Annotated in this window: 17 protein-coding genes and 4 pseudogenes; 10 read left to right on the top strand and 11 right to left on the bottom strand. The window is 70.5% G+C overall.

What is annotated here, in order from left to right:
• Window positions 1-30: 30 nt before the first annotated feature.
• The gene (locus ABZ855_RS01365; protein WP_360799020.1) at window positions 31-1,137 is read left to right on the top strand and encodes a potassium channel family protein; all 1,107 of its coding nucleotides are present in this window, start codon (window positions 31-33) and stop codon (window positions 1,135-1,137) included.
• 15 nt (window positions 1,138-1,152) lie between these two features.
• Here ABZ855_RS01365 and ABZ855_RS01370 read toward each other — a convergent pair.
• The 3 pseudogenes from ABZ855_RS01370 to ABZ855_RS01380 form a co-directional block, all read right to left on the bottom strand.
• Window positions 1,153-1,506: pseudogene (locus ABZ855_RS01370) on the bottom strand (ABC transporter permease); the annotation flags it as partial.
• A gap of 315 nt (window positions 1,507-1,821) precedes the next feature.
• Window positions 1,822-1,986: pseudogene (locus ABZ855_RS01375) on the bottom strand (ABC transporter permease); the annotation flags it as partial.
• Window positions 1,987-2,011: 25 nt separating this feature from the next.
• A pseudogene (locus ABZ855_RS01380) lies at window positions 2,012-3,010 on the bottom strand (ATP-binding cassette domain-containing protein); the annotation flags it as partial.
• A 163-nt stretch (window positions 3,011-3,173) separates the two neighbouring features.
• Here ABZ855_RS01380 and ABZ855_RS01385 point away from each other — a divergent pair.
• Entirely contained in the window at window positions 3,174-4,154 is a 981-nt protein-coding gene (locus ABZ855_RS01385) for an NAD(P)H-quinone oxidoreductase (protein WP_360799023.1), read from the top strand.
• Window positions 4,155-4,170: 16 nt separating this feature from the next.
• Here the strand turns inward: ABZ855_RS01385 and ABZ855_RS01390 are convergent, their stop codons facing one another.
• Window positions 4,171-4,572 carry a hypothetical protein gene (locus ABZ855_RS01390; RefSeq protein ID WP_360799026.1) on the bottom strand — a complete coding sequence of 134 codons (402 nt, stop codon included), beginning with the start codon at window positions 4,570-4,572 and terminating at the stop codon, window positions 4,171-4,173.
• Window positions 4,573-4,733: 161 nt separating this feature from the next.
• On the opposite strand from ABZ855_RS01390, the gene ABZ855_RS01395 reads away from it, so the two are divergent.
• The gene (locus tag ABZ855_RS01395) at window positions 4,734-5,276 is read left to right on the top strand and encodes a bacterial proteasome activator family protein (RefSeq protein ID WP_006381368.1); all 543 of its coding nucleotides are present in this window, start codon (window positions 4,734-4,736) and stop codon (window positions 5,274-5,276) included.
• Between the two features lie 85 nt (window positions 5,277-5,361).
• Here the strand turns inward: ABZ855_RS01395 and ABZ855_RS01400 are convergent, their stop codons facing one another.
• Window positions 5,362-7,068: a protein kinase gene (locus ABZ855_RS01400; protein ID WP_360799029.1), complete on the bottom strand. Its 1,707-nt coding sequence runs from the start codon at window positions 7,066-7,068 to the stop codon at window positions 5,362-5,364.
• Between the two features lie 351 nt (window positions 7,069-7,419).
• Between ABZ855_RS01400 and ABZ855_RS01405 the strand changes: the two genes are divergently transcribed.
• Window positions 7,420-9,024, top strand: a complete 1,605-nt coding sequence (locus tag ABZ855_RS01405) for a protein kinase (RefSeq protein ID WP_360799271.1) — start codon at window positions 7,420-7,422, stop codon at window positions 9,022-9,024.
• 127 nt (window positions 9,025-9,151) lie between these two features.
• Here the strand turns inward: ABZ855_RS01405 and ABZ855_RS01410 are convergent, their stop codons facing one another.
• The 4 genes and pseudogenes from ABZ855_RS01410 to ABZ855_RS01425 form a co-directional block, all read right to left on the bottom strand.
• Entirely contained in the window at window positions 9,152-10,504 is a 1,353-nt protein-coding gene (locus tag ABZ855_RS01410) for a phosphotransferase (RefSeq protein ID WP_360799274.1), read from the bottom strand.
• Window positions 10,499-10,933 (bottom strand): annotated as a pseudogene (locus tag ABZ855_RS01415) (phosphotransferase); the annotation flags it as partial. The pseudogene ABZ855_RS01415 and the gene ABZ855_RS01410, both read right to left, overlap by 6 nt.
• A gap of 86 nt (window positions 10,934-11,019) precedes the next feature.
• Window positions 11,020-11,418: a pyridoxamine 5'-phosphate oxidase family protein gene (locus tag ABZ855_RS01420; protein ID WP_360799032.1), complete on the bottom strand. Its 399-nt coding sequence runs from the start codon at window positions 11,416-11,418 to the stop codon at window positions 11,020-11,022.
• Window positions 11,419-11,501: 83 nt separating this feature from the next.
• Window positions 11,502-12,260 carry a response regulator transcription factor gene (locus ABZ855_RS01425; protein ID WP_360799035.1) on the bottom strand — a complete coding sequence of 253 codons (759 nt, stop codon included), beginning with the start codon at window positions 12,258-12,260 and terminating at the stop codon, window positions 11,502-11,504.
• Window positions 12,261-12,581: 321 nt separating this feature from the next.
• On the opposite strand from ABZ855_RS01425, the gene pdhA reads away from it, so the two are divergent.
• The 3 genes from pdhA to ABZ855_RS01440 are packed head-to-tail and all read left to right on the top strand — an operon-like array spanning window position 12,582 to window position 16,397.
• Entirely contained in the window at window positions 12,582-13,952 is a 1,371-nt protein-coding gene (gene pdhA, locus ABZ855_RS01430) for a pyruvate dehydrogenase (acetyl-transferring) E1 component subunit alpha (protein ID WP_360799038.1), read from the top strand.
• Window positions 13,953-13,954: 2 nt separating this feature from the next.
• The gene (locus ABZ855_RS01435) at window positions 13,955-14,950 is read left to right on the top strand and encodes an alpha-ketoacid dehydrogenase subunit beta (RefSeq protein ID WP_319206064.1); all 996 of its coding nucleotides are present in this window, start codon (window positions 13,955-13,957) and stop codon (window positions 14,948-14,950) included.
• Between the two features lie 10 nt (window positions 14,951-14,960).
• A complete protein-coding gene (locus ABZ855_RS01440; protein ID WP_360799043.1) occupies window positions 14,961-16,397 on the top strand; it encodes a dihydrolipoamide acetyltransferase family protein in 1,437 nt (478 codons plus the stop codon).
• A gap of 73 nt (window positions 16,398-16,470) precedes the next feature.
• Here the strand turns inward: ABZ855_RS01440 and ABZ855_RS01445 are convergent, their stop codons facing one another.
• Window positions 16,471-17,376 (bottom strand): D-alanyl-D-alanine carboxypeptidase, encoded by a 906-nt coding sequence (locus ABZ855_RS01445; RefSeq protein WP_360799277.1) that lies wholly within the window; start codon window positions 17,374-17,376, stop codon window positions 16,471-16,473.
• Window positions 17,377-17,692: 316 nt separating this feature from the next.
• On the opposite strand from ABZ855_RS01445, the gene ABZ855_RS01450 reads away from it, so the two are divergent.
• Both ABZ855_RS01450 and ABZ855_RS01455 read left to right on the top strand, forming a co-directional pair.
• Complete coding sequence (locus tag ABZ855_RS01450; protein ID WP_360799046.1) at window positions 17,693-18,355, top strand: GntR family transcriptional regulator; 663 nt, start codon at window positions 17,693-17,695, stop codon at window positions 18,353-18,355.
• On the top strand, window positions 18,352-19,683 hold the full coding sequence (locus ABZ855_RS01455) for an MFS transporter (RefSeq protein WP_360799049.1): 1,332 nt from the start codon (window positions 18,352-18,354) through the stop codon (window positions 19,681-19,683). Before ABZ855_RS01450 ends, ABZ855_RS01455 begins: the two co-directional genes overlap by 4 nt.
• Before the next feature lie 105 nt (window positions 19,684-19,788).
• Here ABZ855_RS01455 and ABZ855_RS01460 read toward each other — a convergent pair whose 3' ends face one another.
• Window positions 19,789-20,613, bottom strand: a complete 825-nt coding sequence (locus ABZ855_RS01460; protein ID WP_360799052.1) for a maleylpyruvate isomerase family mycothiol-dependent enzyme — start codon at window positions 20,611-20,613, stop codon at window positions 19,789-19,791.
• Between the two features lie 217 nt (window positions 20,614-20,830).
• On the opposite strand from ABZ855_RS01460, the gene ABZ855_RS01465 reads away from it, so the two are divergent.
• Complete coding sequence (locus ABZ855_RS01465) at window positions 20,831-21,631, top strand: carbon-nitrogen family hydrolase (protein ID WP_360799055.1); 801 nt, start codon at window positions 20,831-20,833, stop codon at window positions 21,629-21,631.
• Window positions 21,632-21,713: the final 82 nt, after the last annotated feature.

A 21,713-nucleotide genomic window follows, 5' to 3' on the forward strand; every position in this document is an offset into this window, starting at 1 on the left:
CGACGGCGCCCGGCGGGGTGCCCCTGGAGGATGTTTCACGTGAAACTGCCGGGCCATGACGCCATCGCCCGCCAGGCGGACGAGCATCTGGTGACCCATCGGGTGAAACTCCCCCGGACCGTGGTGGAACGGCCGATCCGACAGGTCGGCAAACGCGTCGCCATGGCCCTGCTGGTGCTGGTCGCCACAGCCTTCATCGTCTACCTCGACCACGAGGGCTACAACGACAACGCCGACGGCTCCGTCAGCCTCCTCGACGCCTTCTACTACGCCACCGTCACCCTCTCCACCACCGGATACGGCGATATCGCGCCCGTCAGCGATGCCGCCCGCTTCACCAACATCTTCGTCATCACACCGCTGCGCGTGCTCTTCCTGATCATCCTGGTCGGCACGACTCTCGAAGTCCTCACGGAACGCACACGGGAGGAGTGGCGCCAGAACCGCTGGAGGGCGGCCTTGCGAGAGCACACCGTTGTCATCGGGTTCGGGACCAAGGGGCGGTCGGCCGTGCAGACCGTCTGCGTCACCGGACTGAAGAAGGAACAGGTCGTGGTCGTCGACCCCAGCGCCAAGGCCGTGGACGCCGCCACCGCCGAGGGATACGCCGGAGTGGTCGGCGACGCCACGCGCAGCGACGTACTGCTGCGGGCCGAACTGCAGAAGGCGCGGCAGATCATCATCGCCACCCAGCGCGACGACACGGCCGTCCTGGTCACGCTCACGGCCCGGCAGCTCAACCGCACGGCGAAGATCGTGGTCGCCGTGCGCGAGGAGGAGAACGCGCCGCTGCTGAAGCAGTCCGGCGCCGATGCCGTCATCACGAGTGCGAGCGCCGCCGGGCGACTGCTCGGGCTGTCGGTGCTCAGCCCGGCCGCCGGCATGGTCATGGAAGACCTCATCCAGCAGGGCAGCGGGCTCGACATCGTCGAACGGCCGGTCATAAAGGCCGAGGTGGGCAAGGGGCCGCGCGAGACGGACGACCTGGTGGTGAGCGTCGTACGCGGACATCGGGTGCTGGGGTACGACGATCCGTCCATCGGAGAGCTTCAGGTGGCCGACCGGCTCATCACCATCGTGCGGGCGACGCCGGGCGGGCATGTGGCGCCCGACGTCCGTCCGATCCGCGACAACTGATCCTCCGCCGCCTGGTCACTTGCGGTTGTAGAGCCTCATCGTGACGGGGCCGAAGACCAGCACCAGCAGGCCCGCCCACCCCAGCGACCAGGCGATCTCGGCGGTCGGCCACTCGCCGGCCATCAGCTCCCGTACCGCCGACGACACATGGGTGATCGGGCTGTTGTTGACGAAGGCCTGGAGCCAGCCGGGCATGGTGCTCGGGTCGACGAAGACGTTCGACAGGAAGGTCAGCGGGAAGATCACCATCATGCTGACGCCCATCACCGACTTCTCCGTGCGCAGCAGCAGCCCGAACATCGTCCAGATCCACGAGAAGGCGAAGGAGAAGACGAGGAGCAGGGCGATGCCGGCGACCACGCCCACCACCCTGCCAACCGTCAGCATCACCACGGACGCCATGGTTTGACGCCCTCTCCTGCCCGAGGGCGGGAGATTTCGGTCCGCACCGCTATACGCGGTACCACCTTGGGTTCCTGCTTCACTGGCCCTTGCCGGTCTCCGGGGGAGCTCGGTCTTACAGGGGCCTCCACAGGCGTCACTTCCCGCCCGTCCGGCGGTAGATCCGACAACTTCGTCGTCGGATGAGGCGATCTTAGCCATGCCGCTGCAGCCCTCCTGGCCGCAATGAGCAGGGTGCCCTTTACTACCACCCTGAAGGATGGAGCAACGGGCAAGTGTTCGGTAGCGCAGGGGGTCGCCGAGGAGATAGCCGACCATCACCGACGGCTGCCAGATCGGCAGCGTACGGAAGCGGTCGAAGACGCCCTCCTCGATATCCGTGTCGACCGAGACGCCCGTGTACATCGTGATCATCACGACCGACATCACCAGGATGCCCGGCATCAAGACTCGATGTACTCGCGTGGGCGTCGGCCCCCGTGTCGTGGCCGGTGAGGGCGAGGAAGACCTCGTCCAGGCTGGGCTGGCCCAGGGAGAAGTTGTCGACGGTGATGCCGAGGCGGGCCAGTTCGGCGAGGGCGCGGGCCGCCTGCTCGGCCGCGGTGTCGCCGACCGACGTACCGACGCGGGCCGTCAGCGCCACCGGATCGGGCTCGCGCTGCACGGACGCGTCGAGGGTCCGCCGCAGCACCTCCTCGGCCTGGGGCCGCTGGGCCTGGTCGCGCAGCCGCAGATGGACGGACCCGGCGCCGACGGACGCCTTCAGCTCGCCCTTCGTGCCCTCCGCGATCACCTTGCCCCGGTCGATCACGGCGATCCGGGACGCCAGCTGGTCGGCCTCGTCCAGATATTGCGTGGTCAGGAGCACCGTCGTGCCCTGTGCGACCACCGCGCGCACGATGTCCCACACCTGGTTGCGGCTGCGCGGGTCGAGGCCGGTCGTCGGTTCGTCGAGGAAGAGCAGGTCGGGAGTGTTGAGGATGGACGCGGCGATGTCGATCCGCCGCCGCATGCCCCCGGAGTAGTGCTTGACCTGCTTCGCCGCCGCGTCCGTGAGCCCGAAGGCCTCCAGGAGCTGGGCCGCGCGCTCGCGCGAGGTCCGCTTGTGATGGCCGAGGAGCCTGCCGAGCAGCACCAGGTTCTCGGTGCCGGTGAGGTCCTCGTCCACGGACGCGTACTGGCCGGTGAGGCTGACCCTGCCGCGTACCGTGTCCGCCTCGCGCACCACGTCGTGGCCGAAGACATGCGCCTCGCCGCCGTCCGGCCTGAGCAGGGTGGCCAGCATCTTCACGGTGGTCGTCTTGCCGGCGCCGTTCGGACCGAGGACCCCGTAGACCGTGCCCGTGGGCACGGCGAGGTCGACGCCGTCGACGGCCCGGGTGTCACCGAAGGTCTTCACCAGACCCGCGGTCTCGATCGCGAGGTCGGGCACCTCGGCCGCCCGGCCCGCCCTGGCTGCCTGTGGGCTCATGTCTCGGGTCCTTCCGGAGTCCTTGCGCGTACGGGGTGACGCAAGGGGAGACCGCCGGCCGGCCGAGAACTCATCGCTCGCGCGGCCGCACGTTTCTCCACGGTCTCTCCCCCGGACCGGTACCGCACCCCGATTTCCCCGGGGCGGGGAGTAGCGTCCACTCATGCGTGCGATCACGATTCCCGAACCCGGAGGGCCCGAGGCGCTGGTGTGGGCCGAGGTCCCCGATCCCGTTCCCGGCGAGGGCGAGGTGCTGGTCGAGGTGGTGGCCGGTGCCGTCAACCGCGCCGACCTCCTGCAGCGCCAGGGCTTCTACAACCCACCGCCCGGCGCCTCCCCGTACCCCGGTCTCGAATGCGCCGGCCGGATCGCCGGGATCGGGCCCGGAGTCTCCGGCTGGTCCGTCGGCGACGAGGTGTGCGCGCTGCTCGCGGGCGGCGGCTATGCCCAGAAGGTCGCCGTCCCGGCGGGTCAGTTGCTGCCCGTGCCCCGGGGAGTCGACCTGAAGCGGGCGGCGGCACTGCCCGAGGTGGCCTGCACGGTCTGGTCGAACGTCTTCATGATCTCCCACCTCCGCCCCGGCGAGACCCTCCTCGTGCACGGCGGCTCCAGCGGCATCGGCACCATGGCCATCCAGCTCGCCAAGGCGGTCGGCGCCAGGGTCGCGGTGACGGCGGGGACGAAGGAGAAGCTCGACCAGTGCGCCGAGCTGGGCGCGGACATCCTCGTCAACTACCGGGAGCAGGACTTCGTCGAGGAGCTCGGGCAGGCCACCGGCGGGACCGGTGCCGACGTCATCCTCGACAACATGGGCGCCAAGTACCTGGACCGCAACATCCGCGCCCTCGCCGTCAACGGGCGGCTCGCGATCATCGGTATGCAGGGCGGCGTCAAGGCCGAACTGAACATCGGCGCGCTCCTCACCAAGCGGGCCGCGGTCACCGCGACCTCGCTGCGCGCCCGCCCGTCGGCCGAGAAGGCGGCGATCGTGGCCGCCGTACGCGAACACGTGTGGCCGCTGATCGAAGCCGGTCAGGTCCGGCCGGTCGTCGACCGGGAGTTCCCGATGAGCGACGCGGCCGCGGCGCACCGGCTGGTGGAGGAGAGCACGCACGTGGGGAAGGTGCTGCTGGTGGTCCCGTAGGACGACGCCCCCGGGGTCACGTCCTGCGGGCTCGCAGGCGCAGCGCCAGGAAGGCGAGGCCCAGGCCGAGACCGATGAGGACCAGACCGCTGCCGAGCGGCAGTATCCGCAGCACCGGCCCGTAGACCGCGCCGGGCAGGGCGGCGGGGTCTCCCGGCTCGTCCGGGACGGAGGTGGGTACGGGGACGGGGTCGGCCGCACCGTCCGTCGCCTCGTCGGGCGGCGCGGACTCCCGCCGCCCGGGACGCTCCCGCCCCACGCCCGCCAGGCTGCCGGCCCGGGAGGCGTCGGGGGCGGGCCGGACGGCCCGGGTGGCGTCGTACGGGGTTGTCGTGCCGTGGGGGTGGGCGGCGAGCGTGGGTGCCGCCAGAGCCAGCAGGGTGCCGCAGATACGCAGGGTGCGGAGCCATGGAGTCATGTCGGTGGCCTCCTCCCGCTGCGGAGTCGCCGGTCGACGGTCACCCGTCACCGGGTTCGACGGGACCAGCCTCACACGCGGTCGCCCGTCCGGCACGTCGGACGGGTGGCCGGGACGGACCCACCGGCCACCGTCACCGTCCGGTGCGAGAGAATGTCCGCATGGAGATGCCGAGGAACGAAAGGTCGCCGGAGAACCCCCAGATCCTGGTCGTTGGCCAGGACGGGATGGCTCTCGGTGGTGGCGGTGACGACGACTCCCGAGAGATCCCGGTGACGGACATGGTGGAGCAGCCCGCCAAGGTCATGAGGATCGGCAGCATGATCAAGCAGTTGCTGGAGGAGGTGCGCGCGGCTCCTCTCGACGAGGCGAGCCGGGTCCGGCTCAAGGAGATCCACGCCAGCTCGGTGAAGGAGCTGGAGGACGGTCTGGCGCCCGAGCTGGTCGACGAGCTGGAGCGGCTGTCGCTGCCGTTCACCGACGAGGCGATTCCCAGTGACGCCGAACTGCGGATCGCGCAGGCCCAGTTGGTGGGCTGGCTGGAAGGCCTCTTCCACGGGATCCAGACCGCCCTGTTCGCCCAGCAGATGGCCGCGCGGGCCCAGTTGGAGCAGATGCGCCGTGCGCTGCCGCCGGGAGTCGGCGGCCACGAGGGCGACGAGGACCCGCGCACGGGCGGACGTACGGGCGGACCGTACCTCTAGGGCCTGTCGTCCCCTGATCTCATGGAGTGGGGCCCGGCCGTCGACCGACCGGCTGCCGGGCCCCGTTCCATGAACAACCGTCCAATCAGGACGGCGGGTAGCCCGTCGACACGTTCAGCTCGATCACCGGCATGTTCTCCGGGTCGGCGTCCGTGCCCGCGGAGGGGAACTGGTCCGTGATCATGTCCTTGCCGAACGTGTTCTCCGCGATCCGGGTGACCTTCATCCGCCAGCCCGCCGCCTGGAAACAGGACTTGACCGAGGCCAGGTTCTTGAAGCGGAAGTCGGGCAGCCGGATCTTGTCCGGGTCGGTGTACGACTCCGGCGCCTCCGAGCACTCCTCCGCGTCGATCGTCTTCGCCGGGTCCGGCCCCTTGTACCCGGACTCCGCTCCCGATCCCGTGTCCGTACCTGTCTCCGTACCCGCTTGCGACCCCGAGGTCTGCGAGGCCGAGGCGCTCGGGGTGCTGCCGCCGCCGTTGTCGGTGCCGTTTCCGCCGAACTTCAGGGCGAGGAGCAGCCCGCTGATGGCGACGAGCGAGACGACGATCGAGCCCACGATCACCGGGGTGTTGCTCTTCCGCCCGCCTCCGGACCCGCCGACCGGGGGCGTGTGCTGCGGGGCGTACGCGCCGGGCGCCTGGTAGGCGGCCTGCTGCGGATAGCCGTACGCCGGGACCGGAGTGGGAGCCGGTGCCGGGGTCTGCGGGGGCGCGTAGGCCGGGGGCGGGGTGGCGGCGTACGGATTCGCGTGCTGCGGATGCGACTGCGGGTGCGGGGTCGGCTGGTACGGGGTCTGAACGGGGCCGGGTGTCGGCGGAGTTGCCTGGTCGACCGGCGGGAACACCGCCGAGGCCACGCCCGCGCCGCTCGCCGCGGGGGCGCCCGGCACGATGTTCGGGGCGGCCGGGTGGAGGGAGGCGGCGACGCGCAGGCACTCGTCGCGCATGGCGACGGCGCTCGGGAAACGCTCGTTCGGGTTCTTCTTCAGTGCGCGGGCGACCAGTGCGTCCACTGCCGGGGGCAGCGCGCGGTTGACCGAGGAGGGGGCGACCGGCTGCTCCTGGACGTGCGCGTACGCGATCGCAAGGGGTGAGTCGGCGTTGAACGGCAGCCGTCCGGTCACAAGTTGGAACAGCATGATGCCGACCGAGTAGATGTCGGAGCGGGCGTCCACGCCCCGGCCGAGCGCCTGTTCGGGGGAGAGGTACTGCGGGGTGCCGACGACCATGCCGGTCTGGGTCATCGACGTGACGCCCGACTGCATGGCGCGGGCGATGCCGAAGTCCATGACCTTGACGACGCCGCGTTTGGTCGTCATCACGTTGCCCGGCTTGATGTCCCGGTGGACCAGGCCCATCTCGTGGCTGATCTCCAGCGCCGCCAGCACGTCCGCGGTGATCTTCAGCGCCTTGTCGGCGGGCATCGCCCCGAACTGCCGTACGTCCGCGTCCAGAACGGAGCCGAGCGGCTGCCCCTCCACGTACTCCATGACGATGTACGGGGTCGTCGTCCCCGCCACGTCGTCCTCGCCGGTGTCGAAGACCGAGACGATGTTCGTGTGCGTGAGCTTGGCCACGGCCTGGGCCTCGCGGCGGAAGCGCTCACGGAACGCCTGTTCACGGCCGAGTTCCGTGTGCAGTGTCTTGATCGCGACCTGTCGGTCCAGGACCGAGTCGTAGGCGAGGTGCACCGAGGCCATGCCGCCCTCGCCGAGGAGGTCGCGCAACTGGTAGCGCCCGCCGGCCAGCGACTGCCCCGCGTACCGGCCGTGTGCGCCGTCCTGGCTCATGTGTCAGCGTCCCCCGGGGCTTCTGCCGCAGCCGCACGTGATCGATTGGCTGATTCCGGGCCAAGTCTGCCGGAGGCCACTGGCACGTCAAGTTCGGTGCCCGTTCCGTGACCGTACGGGAAGGAAGCGTCGCGGAAGCGTTACAGGGGTTGCGCGGGCCGGGTGCGGAATTTGCACGACGATACCCGCAACGGGTTTGATGGCCGGTCCGCCCGGGACCCCGTTCCAGGGCTCCTCGCGGAGCTCCTCCCGGACCGCCTCCCGGACCGGAGGCTTGCGCGGAGGCTGTAGCGTGGCCGACGGAGACCGTAACAACACCGCGCGCACCGCGGGCAGAAACGACGGCGAGGACTGATGGCACAGCAGCGCGCTCAGGGCCCGTCCGACCCCGAGGCGGCGGGCGGCGGTATGTCAGACGCGCCTGAGTTGTGGGGCAACGGCGGACTTGTCGGGGACGGCCGGTACCGGCTCACCCACAGACTCGGCCGGGGCGGCATGGCGGAGGTGTTCGCCGCCGAGGACGTGCGTCTGGGACGGACCGTCGCGGTCAAACTGCTCCGCGCCGACCTCGCCGAGGACCCCATCTCCAAGGCCCGCTTCACGCGCGAGGCCCAGTCCGTGGCGGGGCTCAACCACCACGCGATCGTCGCCGTGTACGACTCGGGCGAGGACTTCGTGGGCGGCCAGTCCGTCCCGTACATCGTGATGGAGATCGTCGAGGGGCGCACGATTCGTGACCTCCTCATCAACGCCGAGGCGCCGGGGCCCGAGCAGGCCCTGATCATCGTCTCCGGGGTGCTGGAAGCGCTTGCCTATTCGCACCAGCACGGCATCGTGCACCGCGACATCAAGCCCGCCAACGTGATCATCACGCACGGTGGCGCCGTCAAGGTGATGGACTTCGGCATCGCCCGCGCGCTGCACGGCGCGTCGACGACGATGACGCAGACCGGCATGGTCATGGGCACGCCCCAGTACCTCTCGCCGGAGCAGGCCCTCGGCAAGGCCGTCGACCACCGCTCCGACCTGTACGCCACCGGCTGTCTGCTGTACGAACTCCTCGCGCTGCGGCCCCCGTTCACCGGCGAGACCCCGCTGTCCGTCGTGTACCAGCACGTCCAGGACATCCCGGTGCCGCCGTCCCAGGTCTCGGACGGCGCGCCGCCGGAACTCGACGGGCTCGTCATGCGTTCCCTCGCCAAGGAGCCGGACGACCGTTTCCAGACCGCCGAGGAGATGCGCGGGCTGATCCAGTACGGCCTGCAGATGCTGTACGACCAGGGCAGCCACACCGGCACCTGGAACACCGGGCCCGTCGACATGCACGACGGCCGGCACACCCCCTCGGCGGGTTTCGCCGGTACCGCGGTGATGAACCCCCACCCCGGCGATCACGCCGGCACCACCCAGATCCCGCAGCAGATCCTGCCCGCCGGATACGGCGGCGGGGACGACGGCGGCTTCGAGGGCCACGGCAACCGGGGAAGCGGCCGCGGCAAGCTGTGGATACTGGCGTTCTTCGCCGTGATCGCCGTCGCGGCGGGCGTCGCCCTCGCCCTCCAGGGCGGCAAGGGCACCGGCGAGAAGTCGGACACCACCAAGTCGCCGTCCGCCTCGCCGTCCGCGAAGACCGAGGACCCCACGGCGACTCCGAGCGAGGAACCCTCCCAAGAGCCTTCGAACACGACCACGGACGACGGGACCGGCTCGGGCTCGGGATCCTCCCAGTGGACGCCGTCGTCCACACCGTCGTACACACCCTCCTCGACCCCCTCCAGCCAGCCGTCGAACACGCCGTCGGAGGTGGAGTCGACGCCGGAGCCCTCGGAAACCGCGTCGGCGCCGTCCCAGGACCCGACGCCGTCGCAGGACCCGACGGACGACAGCGGCGGCGCCGACGGTGGCGGCGACGCGGACGGCGGTACGACGGAGGGCGGCGGCGGCACCACCCCCTGAGCCGCCGACCACCCCTCCGGGTGCACGAATCCCCGGTCGGTTGACGGAAACCAGCCTCCACGCGCGCGTGCGGCCCGAAGAGGGCTCACGCGCGCGTTGTGTTGCGACGACGTCGCCCCCGGTGGCGTCAGGCCACGAACGCCTCGCACACCGTGTCGTACTCGCGCGTCCACCACACCGCGAGTGCCGAGGCGGCCGGGAACTGGGAGTCGGCGCGGGTGTCGCCCCGCTCGTAGTGCCAGCGCAGCATCCAGAAGTCGTTCAGCCGCTCCCACCACACCCGGTGCACGGCGGCGGCGAGTTCGGAGGGCGTGGCCCCCGCCGTACGCCGGTACGCGCGCGCGTAGGCCCGGATCTTGGGCAGGTCGAGCGTGCCGGCGGGCTGTACGAAGAAGATCGCGGCGGCGCGTACGGCCTCCTCCGCGCGGGGCCGCACGCCGAGCCGGTCCCAGTCGACGATCGCCGCCGGGGCATCCCCCTTGTAGAGCACGTTGAACGGGTGGAAGTCCCCGTGCACCCAGCCGACCGAGCCGCCCGGCGGGGGTCGCCGGTCCACGTGCTGCTCGAGCAGTGCCCGCCGTTCCAGGAGGCGGTAACGGGCCAACTCGTCGAAGGCGTCGGTGGGACGGTGACGGCGGACGTGGGCCAGGAGGTCGTCGATGAGGGCGAAGGTGTCGGCGGGGTTGGCGGAGGGGGAGGGGTGGGCGTCGGTCGTGTCGGTGGTGTCGGTGGTGTCGGTGGTGTCGGCGGTGTCGGCGGAGAGGGCTGGGCGGGTGTCGGCGGAGGAGGCGGGTTGGGCGCCGGTGGTGGCGGCCGTGTCGGTGGTGTTGGTGGTGTCGGTGGAGAGGGCTGGGTGGGTGTCGGCGGAGGGGGCGGCGGGTTGGGCGTCGGTGGTGGCGGCCGTGGCCGTGGTTTCGGTGGTGTCGGTGGAGGGGGCGGCGTGGTGGGGGCGGTGGGAGTGGTCGGGACCGGTCGGGCGGTGCGTTTCGGCGGGGTCGCGGGGGCGGTCGGGGCCGTGGGGGTGGTGTGAACGGTGCCTGTCGGTTGTGGGCGAGGGCTCGACGGGCGTACCGGGGGCGTGGGCCGTACCGAAGGCCTCTTCGGCAGCTTCGGCATGGGTGACGCCTCGGTTCCGGCCGTCGGCGGAGGCGCTCCGGCGGGCGGCGGAGCGGTGGTGGGCGCCTCTGCCAGGGCGGCCCGCCACTCCCCCTCGGCCGGCGTCTCGTCGCGGGGCGACCGCCGCGACGCCGCCCTGTTCCGGGGGCTGCGGCAGACCGGCGGTCGCTGCCCTCGGGCCGGGCAGGGCCTGTCCTGCGGCCTTGTCCTTGCCTCCGGCCCAGGAGCCCGTTGCGGGCTTGGCCCCGGTTCCGGCCCAAGAGCCCGTCCCGGGCTTGGCTCCGGTTCCGGCCCAGGCCACACCCCAGCCCTGCTCGCCCACACCCCCGCCCTGCTCGCCCACCGCCCGGACCCCGCTCGGCATCACCCGTTCCAGGCTTGCGTGGACCACGCCCAGCAGCGCGCCCAGTCGGGCGCACTGGACGGTGGTGAGCTGGCCGCCGTGGCGGTGGCGGCCGTCGATCCAGGGGTGCAGGGCGTAGGCGTGGCCGCCGATGACGGCGACCGTACGTCCGTCGCGGCCGGGCAGCGGTGGGGCCACCGGGACGCCGAGATCCGCGAGACGCTGGGTCGCCCGGTGCTGGCGGGCGATCGCGGCGGGGTCGGCGGTCTCGGGGTCGAAGTGGTGCTTCAGGAAGTAGTCGCCGCGGGTGGTGGCGAGCCGGTATCCGCGGTTCAGCAGGCCCTGTTCGACGGGGCTGCAGGTCAGCGCGGACCCGGCGGAGTACTGGCGGAGAAGGGCGCCCAGAGGGGGCGCGTGGGTCGCAAAAGGTGGTACAGATGAGCGCGGCACGCGCCAGATGTTAGGGCACGAGCCGGGCGTGCGCGCGGGGCGCCTGTCGCACGTTGTCGCAGGTAATCACGTGCAGTCGCATGCAGTCATGGGCGGTCGGGGTCGATCACCGAATGCACCGTAGCGAACTGAGGTTCGATTTTCAGGTAGACGGGATCGAAGGGGACGCCGTCCACGGAATGGGGCGCGGGGCCGAACCGGTCGAGCTCGGCGGCGGTCGGTTCGACGGCCGCGCACTCCCCGACGACCTGCACGGACCACGATCCGCGACTCCGCGCGGACGGGACATCCGCGCCGTACGCGACCACGCCGCCCACGCACGCCCTGTGATACCCGTGGCCCCCGTGCAGGCGCAGCAGGAGCCGTCCGTCCACGACGATGTGCCGGGCGGACGCCAGACAGGGCAGTGCGCGCATGCTGGTCGCGACCCGGCCGTGTTCGACGCGGCCGAGGAGATCGGCGGCGCGCTGTTCGTCGGTCGGCATGCACCTACAGTGCGCACCGCGCGCAGGGGCACACCAGGGGCGCTCGCCCCGAGAAGAAAGGCCCTAAGTCCCGATTCGGGGATTCACCCCTCAAAACCCCTGCCGCTGCCCCCGCTGCCCCCGCTGCCCCCGCTGCCCCCGCTGCCCCCGCCGCCCCCACTGTCCCCCGGCCCCGGCTGCCCCTGGCGCTCCGCCTGCATCCGGGCCACGTACGCCGCCGCCTGTGCGCGCCTCTGCATGCCCAGCTTCGACAGCAGGCCGGACACATAGTTCTTGATCGTCTTCTCGGCCAGATGCAGCCGCTCGCCGATCGCGCGGTTGGTGAGTCCCTCGCCGATCAGCTCGAGGATCCGCCGCTCCTGGTCGGTGAGGTTCGCGAGCCGCTCGTCGCCCTTCGCCGGGTTGCCGCCGTCCCGTAGCCGTTCCAGGACGCGGGCGGTCGCGACCGGGTCGAGCAGGGACCTGCCCGCGGCCACGTCCCGCACGGCCGCCAGTAGTTCATGGCCGCGGATGGCCTTCAGGACGTACCCGGAGGCGCCCGCCATGATCGCGTCGAAGAGGGCCTCGTCGTCGGCGAACGAGGTCAGCATCAGACACTTGACGCCCGTGTCCTGGGAGCGGATCTCGCGGCACACCTCGACACCGCTGCCGTCCGGGAGCCGTACGTCCAGGACGGCCACGTCCGGGCGGGTGGCCGGAATCCGTGCCAGGGCCTCGGCCGCCGTGCCGGCCTCGCCGACCACCTCGATGTCGTCCTCGACCGAGAGCAGTTCATGGACTCCCCGGCGGACGACTTCATGGTCATCGAGGAGAAATACGGTGATTTTTCCGTCTTCAGGCACGGGGACAGTCTCACATACCGGCTCTTCCCGTGGGCCGGGTGCGCGGGATAACGTGCCGTTGTTCCGGCCCCCTGCAAGGCTGTGACCAGGGCCCCTTCCCCACTTGCTCAATTTACTTGGATTTCCAAGCAAAAACGCAGGTCAGGGGGGTTTCATAGAAATATGGCGCACTGGGTAACGTGAGCTTTGCGGGACGCTCGCCGGGGCACCTGTCACGCCTGTCCCCGGCCGAGCGGCACCCACCCCGTGCACGGGTCTCGGGAACAGGTGACCGCACTGGTTACCCGGCAACCCCGGGGCCGGACCGACGGAGGAGTACACGTGACCGTGGAGAGCACTGCCGCGCGCAAACCGCGACGCAGCGCCGGAAGCAAGACCGGTACCACCCGCACCACCGCGCAGAGCGCCGACGCACCGGCCGCCGACGCATCAGCCACGGCCGCGCAGCCCGCCACTGCCCCTGCCACCGCGACCAGGGCCACGGCCGCGAAGCGCACCACCACCAGCCGCACCGGCACTGGCACCGGTAGCAGTAGCAGTACCGGTACCGGCAAACGCGCCGCCGCCAAGAAACCGGCCGCGAAACCCACGAAGACGGCCGGGGCGGTCGCCGACCCGGACCTCGTCCAGCTGCTGACCCCCGCGGGCAGGCGCGTCGAGAACGCCGCCTACGACCCGTACGTCGCCGCCCTCACCTCCGAAGACCTGCGCGGCCTGTACCGGGACATGGTGCTGACCCGCCGCTTCGACGCCGAGGCCACCGCCCTTCAGCGCCAGGGCGAGCTGGGTCTGTGGGCGTCGCTGCTCGGTCAGGAGGCCGCCCAGATCGGCTCCGGCCGGGCCACCCGGCCCGACGACTACGTCTTCCCGACCTACCGTGAGCACGGCGTCGCCTGGTGCCGGGACATCGACCCGACCAACCTGCTCGGCATGTTCCGCGGGGTCAACCACGGCGGCTGGGACCCCAACACCAACAACTTCCACCTCTACACGATCGTCATCGGCTCGCAGACCCTGCACGCCACCGGCTACGCGATGGGCGTGGCCAAGGACGGCGCCGACTCGGCGGTCATCGCCTACTTCGGGGACGGCGCCTCCAGCCAGGGCGACGTCGCAGAATCCTTCACCTTCGCCTCGGTCTACAACGCCCCCGTGGTGTTCTTCTGCCAGAACAACCAGTGGGCCATCTCCGAGCCGACCGAGCGCCAGACCCGCGTCCCGCTCTACCAGCGCGCGCAGGGCTACGGCTTCCCGGGCGTACGGGTGGACGGCAACGACGTGCTGGCCGTCCTCGCGGTGACGAAGTGGGCCCTGGAGCGGGCCCGCAACGGCGAGGGTCCGACGCTGGTCGAGGCCTACACCTACCGCATGGGCGACCACACCACCTCCGACGACGCGAGCCGCTACCGCCACGACGACGAGCGGGCGGCCTGGGCGGCCAAGGACCCGATCGCGCGCCTGCGCACCTACCTCGAGGCCTCAAACCACGCGGACGAGGGATTCTTCGCGGAACTGGAGGCCGAGAGCGAGTCGTTGGGCAGGCGAGTACGCGAAGTGGTCCGTGCCATGCCGGACCCGGACCACTTCGCGATGTTCGAGCACACCTACGCCGACGGGCACGCGCTCGTCGACGAGGAAAGGGCCCAGTTCGCCGCCTACCAGGCGTCGTTCGCAGATGTGGAGGGGGCATGACCATGGCGGAGAAAACCGTGACGTCCAAGAGCATGGCCCTGGCCAAGGCGATCAACGAATCGCTGCGCAAGGCTCTGGAGACGGACCCCAAGGTCCTGATCATGGGTGAGGACGTCGGCAAGCTCGGCGGTGTCTTCCGGGTCACCGACGGGCTGCAGAAGGACTTCGGCGAGGACCGGGTCATCGACACCCCGCTCGCCGAGTCGGGCATCGTCGGCACGGCCATCGGCCTCGCCCTGCGCGGCTACCGCCCCGTGGTGGAGATCCAGTTCGACGGCTTCGTCTTCCCGGCGTACGACCAGATCGTCACCCAGCTCGCGAAGATGCACGCACGCGCGTTGGGCAAGATCAAGCTCCCCGTCGTCATCCGCATCCCGTACGGCGGGGGCATCGGCGCGGTCGAGCACCACTCGGAGTCCCCGGAGGCGCTCTTCGCGCATGTGGCGGGCCTCAAGGTGGTGTCCCCGGCCAACGCGTCGGACGCCTACTGGATGATGCAGCAGGCCATCCAGAGCGACGACCCGGTGATCTTCTTCGAGCCGAAGCGGCGCTACTGGGACAAGGCCGAGGTCGATGTCGAGGCCATCCCCGGCCCGCTCCACAAGGCCCAGGTGGTCCGGGCCGGTACCGATCTCACCCTCGCCGCCTACGGCCCGATGGTGAAGCTGTGCCTGGAGGTCGCGAACGCGGCGGCCGAGGAGGGCCGGTCCCTGGAGGTCCTCGACCTCCGGTCGGTCTCCCCGCTGGACTTCGACTCCGTGCAGGCCTCGGTCGAGAAGACCCGCCGTCTGGTCGTGGTGCACGAGGCGCCGGTGTTCTTCGGTTCGGGCGCGGAGATCGCCGCCCGGATCACGGAGCGCTGCTTCTACCACCTGGAGGCCCCGGTGCTCAGGGTCGGCGGCTACCACGCCCCGTACCCGCCGGCGCGCCTCGAGGAGGAGTACCTACCGAGCCTGGACCGGGTGCTCGACGCCGTCGACCGCTCGCTGGCGTACTGAGGAGAGGGACGTGACGACGATGACAGACGCGTCCGTTCGCGAGTTCACCATGCCCGATGTGGGCGAGGGACTCACCGAGGCCGAGATCCTCAAGTGGTACGTCCAGCCGGGCGACACCGTCACCGACGGACAGGTGGTGTGCGAGGTCGAGACCGCCAAGGCGGCCGTCGAACTGCCCATCCCGTACGACGGGGTCGTGCGCTCCCTGCACTTCCCCGAGGGCACGACGGTCGACGTGGGTACGTCGATCATCGCGGTGGACGTCACCGGCGGCGCCGGTGACACGGCTCCGGCACAGGCCGCCAAGGCGACGGTTCCGGCGCCCGCCTCCGCACCGACCGCGGCCGGGGAGGAGAAGCCGCAGGCCCGCCAGCCGGTCCTCGTCGGCTACGGCGTGGCCGCCTCCTCGACCAAGCGTCGCCCCCGCAAGGGCGCCGAGGTCCCGGCCCGTGAGGTCGCCGCCGCGGTCCAGCAGGAGCTGAACGGCCACAGTGACCTCGGAGCCCTCGCCGGCGGGGCCGCGGTCGCCTCCGCCCGTCCGCTGGCGAAGCCACCGGTGCGCAAGCTCGCCAAGGATCTCGGCGTCGACCTCGCGACGGTGACCCCGTCGGGCCCCGACGGCGTCATCACGCGCGAGGACGTGCACGCGGCGGTGGCCCCGGCGGCCCCCGAGCCGGTGCCCGCCACACCGGCCGCGGCTCCCGCCGTACCGGCACCGGTGGCCACGTACGACGGCGCGCGGGAGACACGCGTCCCGGTCAGGGGCGTACGGAAGGCGACCGCGACGGCGATGGTCGGCTCGGCGTTCACCGCGCCGCATGTCACCGAGTTCGTGACGGTGGACGTGACGCGCACGCTGAAACTGGTCGAGGAGCTCAAGAAGGCCCCCGAGTCGTACGGGATGCAGGGTCTGCGGGTGAACCCGCTGCTCCTGATCGCCAAGGCATTCCTGGTCGCCATCAAGCGCCACCCGGACATCAACGCGTCCTGGGACGAGGCGAACCAGGAGATCGTGCTCAAGCACTACGTCAACCTGGGTATCGCGGCGGCCACCCCGCGCGGTCTGATCGTCCCGAACATCAAGGACGCCCACGACAAGACGCTTCCGCAACTGGCGGAGGCGCTCGGTGAGTTGGTGTCCACGGCCCGGGACGGCAGGACGTCGCCGGCGGCCATGCAGGGCGGCACGGTGACGATCACGAACGTCGGCGTCTTCGGCGTCGACACGGGCACGCCGATCCTTCCGCCCGGCGAGTCCGCGATCCTCGCGGTCGGCGCGATCCGGCTGCAGCCGTGGGTCCACAAGGGCAAGGTCAAGCCCCGCCAGGTGACGACCCTGGCCCTCTCCTTCGACCACCGGCTGGTGGACGGGGAGTTGGGGTCCAAGGTGCTGGCGGACGTGGCGGCGATCCTGGAACAGCCGAAGAAGCTCATCACCTGGGCGTAGGCGCGCGAGGCAACGGCATGACGAAGGGGGCCCACCGAAGTGGGCCCCCTCTGTCATGCGTGCGTGCCGGGTGTCAGCCCAGGCGCGCGAAGCCGTAGTTCATCAGCTTCTTCGCGTCCGCCGTGCGGTTGGCGATCGACGAGGAGGCGAGGACCGTGCCGATGACCGTCTTGCCGTTGCGGGTCGCGGCGAAGACCAGGCAGTACTTGGCCTGCGGGCCGGAGCCGGTCTTGATGCCGATGGTGCCCGCGTAGCTGGTCATCAGCGGCTTGTTGGTGTTCTCCCACGCCATCCAACGGGTGCCACCGTTTGAGGTGGTGACCTTCTCCTTGAAGTTCTGCGTCCGCACGATCGCGCGGAAGGCGCCGGTCTTCATGGCGTTGCTGGCGAGCTTCGTCAGGTCGCGCGGGGTCGAGTAGTTCGACCCGTTGCCGATGCCGTCGAAGCTGTCGAACTTGGTGTTCGTCATGCCGAGGCTCCTGGCCGTGGCGTTCATCTTGCCGATGAACGACTTCACCCGGAGGGCACGCGTCGAGCCGGTGCCGAACTTGTCCGCCAGCGCGTACGCCGCGTCGCAGCCCGACGGCAGCATCAGCCCGTAGAGCAGCTGGCGGACGGTCACCATGTCGCCGACGATCAGCCGGGCCGACGAGGCGTTGTTGGCGACGATGTAGTCGCTGTACGCCTTCTGGATCTTCACCTTGGCGTTGAGGTTCAGGTTCGGCTGCGCCAGCACGACCTTCGCGGTCATGATCTTCGTGGTGGAACCGGTGGACAGTCTGGTGTCAGCGGCCTTGCCGTACAGGGTCGAGCCGTTGGCGTTGTTCATCAGATAGCCGCCCTTGGCGACGATCGTCGGAACGGCCACAGCGGCTTGTGCGGGCGCCGCGGTGAGCGCTCCGGTCGCGAGCACGGCGCCGGTGGTGACCACGACGGCTGCGGCTCTGCGAAAGCGGATGCCCTGGATGCCGGTTATCAACTTCAATACCCCGATTACGTATGAATCGTCCGAATGCCACTGGAGAGCGGCCGAGCTGGCCGAGCCGAGTCGGCGTACCGCCGCTCTCGTGTGACTCGTAACTAGCACAGTTGGTTGTGCGCGTACTGAGGCGGGTTCCCCGATTTTCCCTTTCCGAGGGACGCCGTACGGCTCTGCGTGGTTCCCGCGACCCTTCAGAAAGTTGAACTGCTGTCCGTGCGACGACGTCACGCCCAGAACGGGGATCCGTTCGCGGGATCGGTCCATATGGCGGACGGCCGCCCTTATGGGTACGTGATGTATCTATGCTGTCGCCATGAGCAGCCCGGCCGTTCAGCACGTCAAGCAACCTCCCGCCGCCGACCGCGTCTACGCACACGTCAAAGAGGGTGTCCTGGACCGCCGTTACGAAGGCGGGACCCTGCTCACCGAAGGCGAACTCGCCGAGGCCGTCGGGGTGTCGCGCACACCGGTGCGCGAGGCGTTGCTGCGGCTGGAGGCCGAGGGGCTGATCAAGCTCTACCCGAAGAAGGGCGCGCTGGTCCTGCCCGTCTCCGCGCAGGAGATCGCGGACGTCGTCGAGACTCGGCAACTGGTCGAGGAACACGCCATCCGCAAGGCCGTGCCCGCCTCGCCGCAGCTCATCGCCCGGCTCACGGAACTCCTCGAACGGCAGCGCGAACAGGCGGCCGCCGGCGACCTCGCGGGCGCGGCAGTGACCGACCGCTGCTTCCACGCCGAGATCGTCCGCAGCGGGGGCAACGAGATCCTCTCCCGGCTGTACGACCAACTGCGCGACCGGCAGCTGAGGATGGGCGTCGCCGTCATGCACGCCCACCCCGACCGCATCACCAAGACGCTCGTCGAACACCGGGAGATCCTCGAAGCACTGCGCTCGGGCGACTCGGAGGCGGCGGTCGCGATCGTGCACCGCCACGTCAGCTGGTTCTCCAACCTGGCGCGGGGCGAGGTCCGATGAGCTCCAGGTCTGCTGCCGCCGCCGGTGCCGGTTCGCTGCCCGGTGACCCTCCCGGTGGGCGTCGTGCCGTCCTGGTCTGGTCCGTCGGCGTCTGCGTGTACTTCGTCGCCGTCATCTTCCGTACGTCCTTGGGCGTGGCGGGGCTCGACGCCGCCGACCGTTTCCATGTCAACGCGTCCGCCCTGTCCACCTTCTCGATCCTCCAGCTCCTCGTGTACTCGGGTATGCAGATCCCGGTGGGGCTCCTCGTCGACCGGCTCGGCACGAGGAAGGTGCTGACCATCGGAGTGTTGCTGTTCACGGCTGGGCAGTTGGGGTTCGCGTTCTCCCCGTCGTTCGGCACCGCTCTCGCCTCCCGTGCGCTGCTCGGGTGCGGCGACGCGATGACGTTCATCAGCGTGCTGCGGCTGGGGTCCCGGTGGTTCCCGGCGCGGCGCGGGCCGATGATCGCGCAGCTGGCGGGGCTGGCCGGGATGGCGGGCAACCTCGTCTCGACGCTCGTCATCGCGCGGCTGCTGCACGGCGTCGGATGGACGGCGGCCTTCGCGGGCAGCGCCGTCGCGGGCGTGGTGGTGCTGGTTCTGCTGGTCGCCTTCCTCCGGGACCACCCGGAGGGACACGAGCCGGAGCCGTTCCCGCACCAGGGAGCCGCGTACGTGCGCCGGCAGATCGCCGCCTCGTGGCGTGAGCCAGGGACGCGGCTCGGGCTGTGGGTGCACTTCACCACCCAGTTCCCGGCGATGGTGTTCCTGCTGCTGTGGGGCCTGCCGTTCCTCGTGGAGGCCCAGGGGCTCACGCGGGCCACGGCGGGAGAGCTGCTGACGCTCGTCGTGCTCTCCAACATGGTCATCGGACTGGTGTACGGCCAGATCGTCGCCCGGCACCACACCGCGCGGCTGCCGCTGGCGCTGGGCACGGTGGGGGCCACGGCGGTGATGTGGGCGGTGACGCTCGCCTACCCGGCGGTGGCCGAGGTCGAACACGCCCCGATGTGGCTGCTGGTGACGCTGTGCGCGGTGCTCGGTGCCTGCGGGCCCGCGTCGATGCTCGGGTTCGATTTCGCCCGGCCGGCCAATCCGCCCGAGCGTCAGGGGACGGCGTCCGGGATCACCAACATGGGCGGTTTCGTCGCCTCGATGACCACGCTGTTCGCGGTCGGTGTGCTGCTGGACGCGACCGGGGGCAACTACACCGCCGCGTTCTCGTTCGTGTTCCTGCTGCAGGGGGTTGGCGTCAGCCAGATCCTGCGGTTGCGGAAGCGGGCGGCGCGGCGGGAACGGGAACGGTTGGTTGTCAGCAGGGTGTCGACAGTGCACGTTCCTGTGTAGGTGCGGGGTGTTGGTGTGGGCGTGTCTGGGGGCTGCCGCCCCCAGGCCCCCGCTTCGGCCTGAACGGCCTCGTCCTCAAACGCCGGACGGGCTGGTAGGTGACCCTCAGGGTGTCACTGAGAAGTGGCTCAGGATCGCCCTTGTCAGGCCCGGGTCGCCCTCCGCCTTTACTCGGTCGGCCACGGACTCCGGGGTCACCCGGCCGCAGGCCAGGCGGAAGTATGTCTCCCAGTCGAGGGCGAAGCTGGCGGCGGGGCCCAGGGCCGGGGCCGTTTCCAGGGTGCCGCGGCCGTTGATGTCGACGCGGATGGTGCGCAGGAACTCGATCGGGCCGTGCACGTCGAACACGATCGCCGAACTGCGCGGCGCCCCCGCGTCCTTGGCGACGACCTTCGGCAGCCGGGCCAGCAGCACGTCCCGCGCGACGTGCGCGCCGGGCGAGTCGAGGTTGCCGGGTTGGCCGAGGGCGGTGCGCAGGTCCTGCTCGTGCACCCACACGTCGAACGCGCGGTTGCGCATGGCGTCCACGAGGGCGGTCTCCTGGCCGTGCAGGCCGCGGATCATCGCGCCCGGTTCCCGTGACTCGTTGCGCAGCTGGCGGTTGCGGCGGATGACCGTGTACTCCAGCTCGGACGTCATCTCGGGGGCCGTGTGGTGCCGCCGTACGTCGACCTGCATCTCCGTGTAGCGCTGCTGCTCGTTGGTGACGTGGTAGAGGTCGCGCGGGAGGGTGTGGATGGGACGCGGGTCGCCGAGCATCTCCGTCTCCATGCCGATGACATGGGAGACCACGTCACGGACCGACCAGCCCGGGCATGGGGTCCTGCGGTTCCACTCGCTCTCCACGAGCGGTGCCACCAGCTCGGATATCGCTTCGATGGAGTGTGTCCAGGCGTCGGCGTAGGGCTGGAGAGTGGGATGCAGACTCACGGAACGGGACCCCTCGGGCGGTCGGTACGCGGGCAGTGGTGACGGCGGATGACGGCGGGTGTCGACGGCGTTGTCGGCGGTACGAAGGCGCGGGCGGGACGGCTGTCGGCGGGTGTCTTGGAACGTTAAGTTACGCTGCTGTGAGGCACCCCGGCAGTGCTTTCGTGTGACGATCGTAGGCCCGTGTGAACGGCTCGAATGTCAGGACGGTGGTAGTGTGCGCGCCTCGCTCATCCAGATCGGTGTAGAAGAGGGCGAATCGGTCGAAGCGCGCCGAAGGCGTGTGGCCTCGCTGGTGCGGGAAGAATCCGGCGCCGACCTCGTCGTACTGCCCGAGCTGTGGACGACAGGGGCCTTCGCCTACGAGCTGTTCGCGACGGAGGCCGAGCCGCTGGACGGGCCGACGTACGAAGCCATGGCCAAGGCGGCGAGCGACGCGGGCGTGTGGCTGCACGCCGGCTCGATTCCGGAGCGGGACCCCGATGGGCCGCTGTACAACACCTCCCTCGTCTTCTCCCCCGCCGGTGAGCTGGCCGCCGCCTACCGCAAGATTCATCGCTTCGGCTTCGACAAGGGTGAGGCCGTGCTGATGGGCGCGGGCGCGGAACTGGTCACCGTTTCCCTACCCGAGACGACTGTCGGCGTCGCCACCTGCTACGACCTCCGTTTCCCCGAGCTCTTTCGTGGTCTCGTCGACGCCGGTGCCGAGACGCTCGTGGTCTCGGCGGGGTGGCCTGAGCGGCGGCGGGCCCACTGGACGTTGCTGGCTCAGGCGCGGGCGGTCGAGAACCAGGCGTTCGTCCTTGCTTGTGGAACGGCTGGGACGCATGCGGGGGTTCCGCAGGCCGGTCACTCGATCGTGGTTGATCCGTGGGGTGAGGTGTTGGGGGAGGCCGGTGGGGGTGAGGAGGTTCTTCGGGTGGAGTTCGAGGCGGGGAAGGTCGGGGAGACTCGGGAGCAGTTTCCGGCGTTGAAGGATCGGGTGTTGGGGGTTGCGGTGCCGGCGCGGGTGCGGTGACGTGGGGTTTTTCGCCCCCGCCGCCCCTACCCGTCCCATCCCTTTCTGGGGGCTGTGCCCCCAGGCCCCCCTACGGCCCTGG

The sequence above is a fragment of the Streptomyces sp. NPDC047042 genome (assembly GCF_040644035.1).
GTDB lineage: Bacteria > Actinomycetota > Actinomycetes > Streptomycetales > Streptomycetaceae > Streptomyces.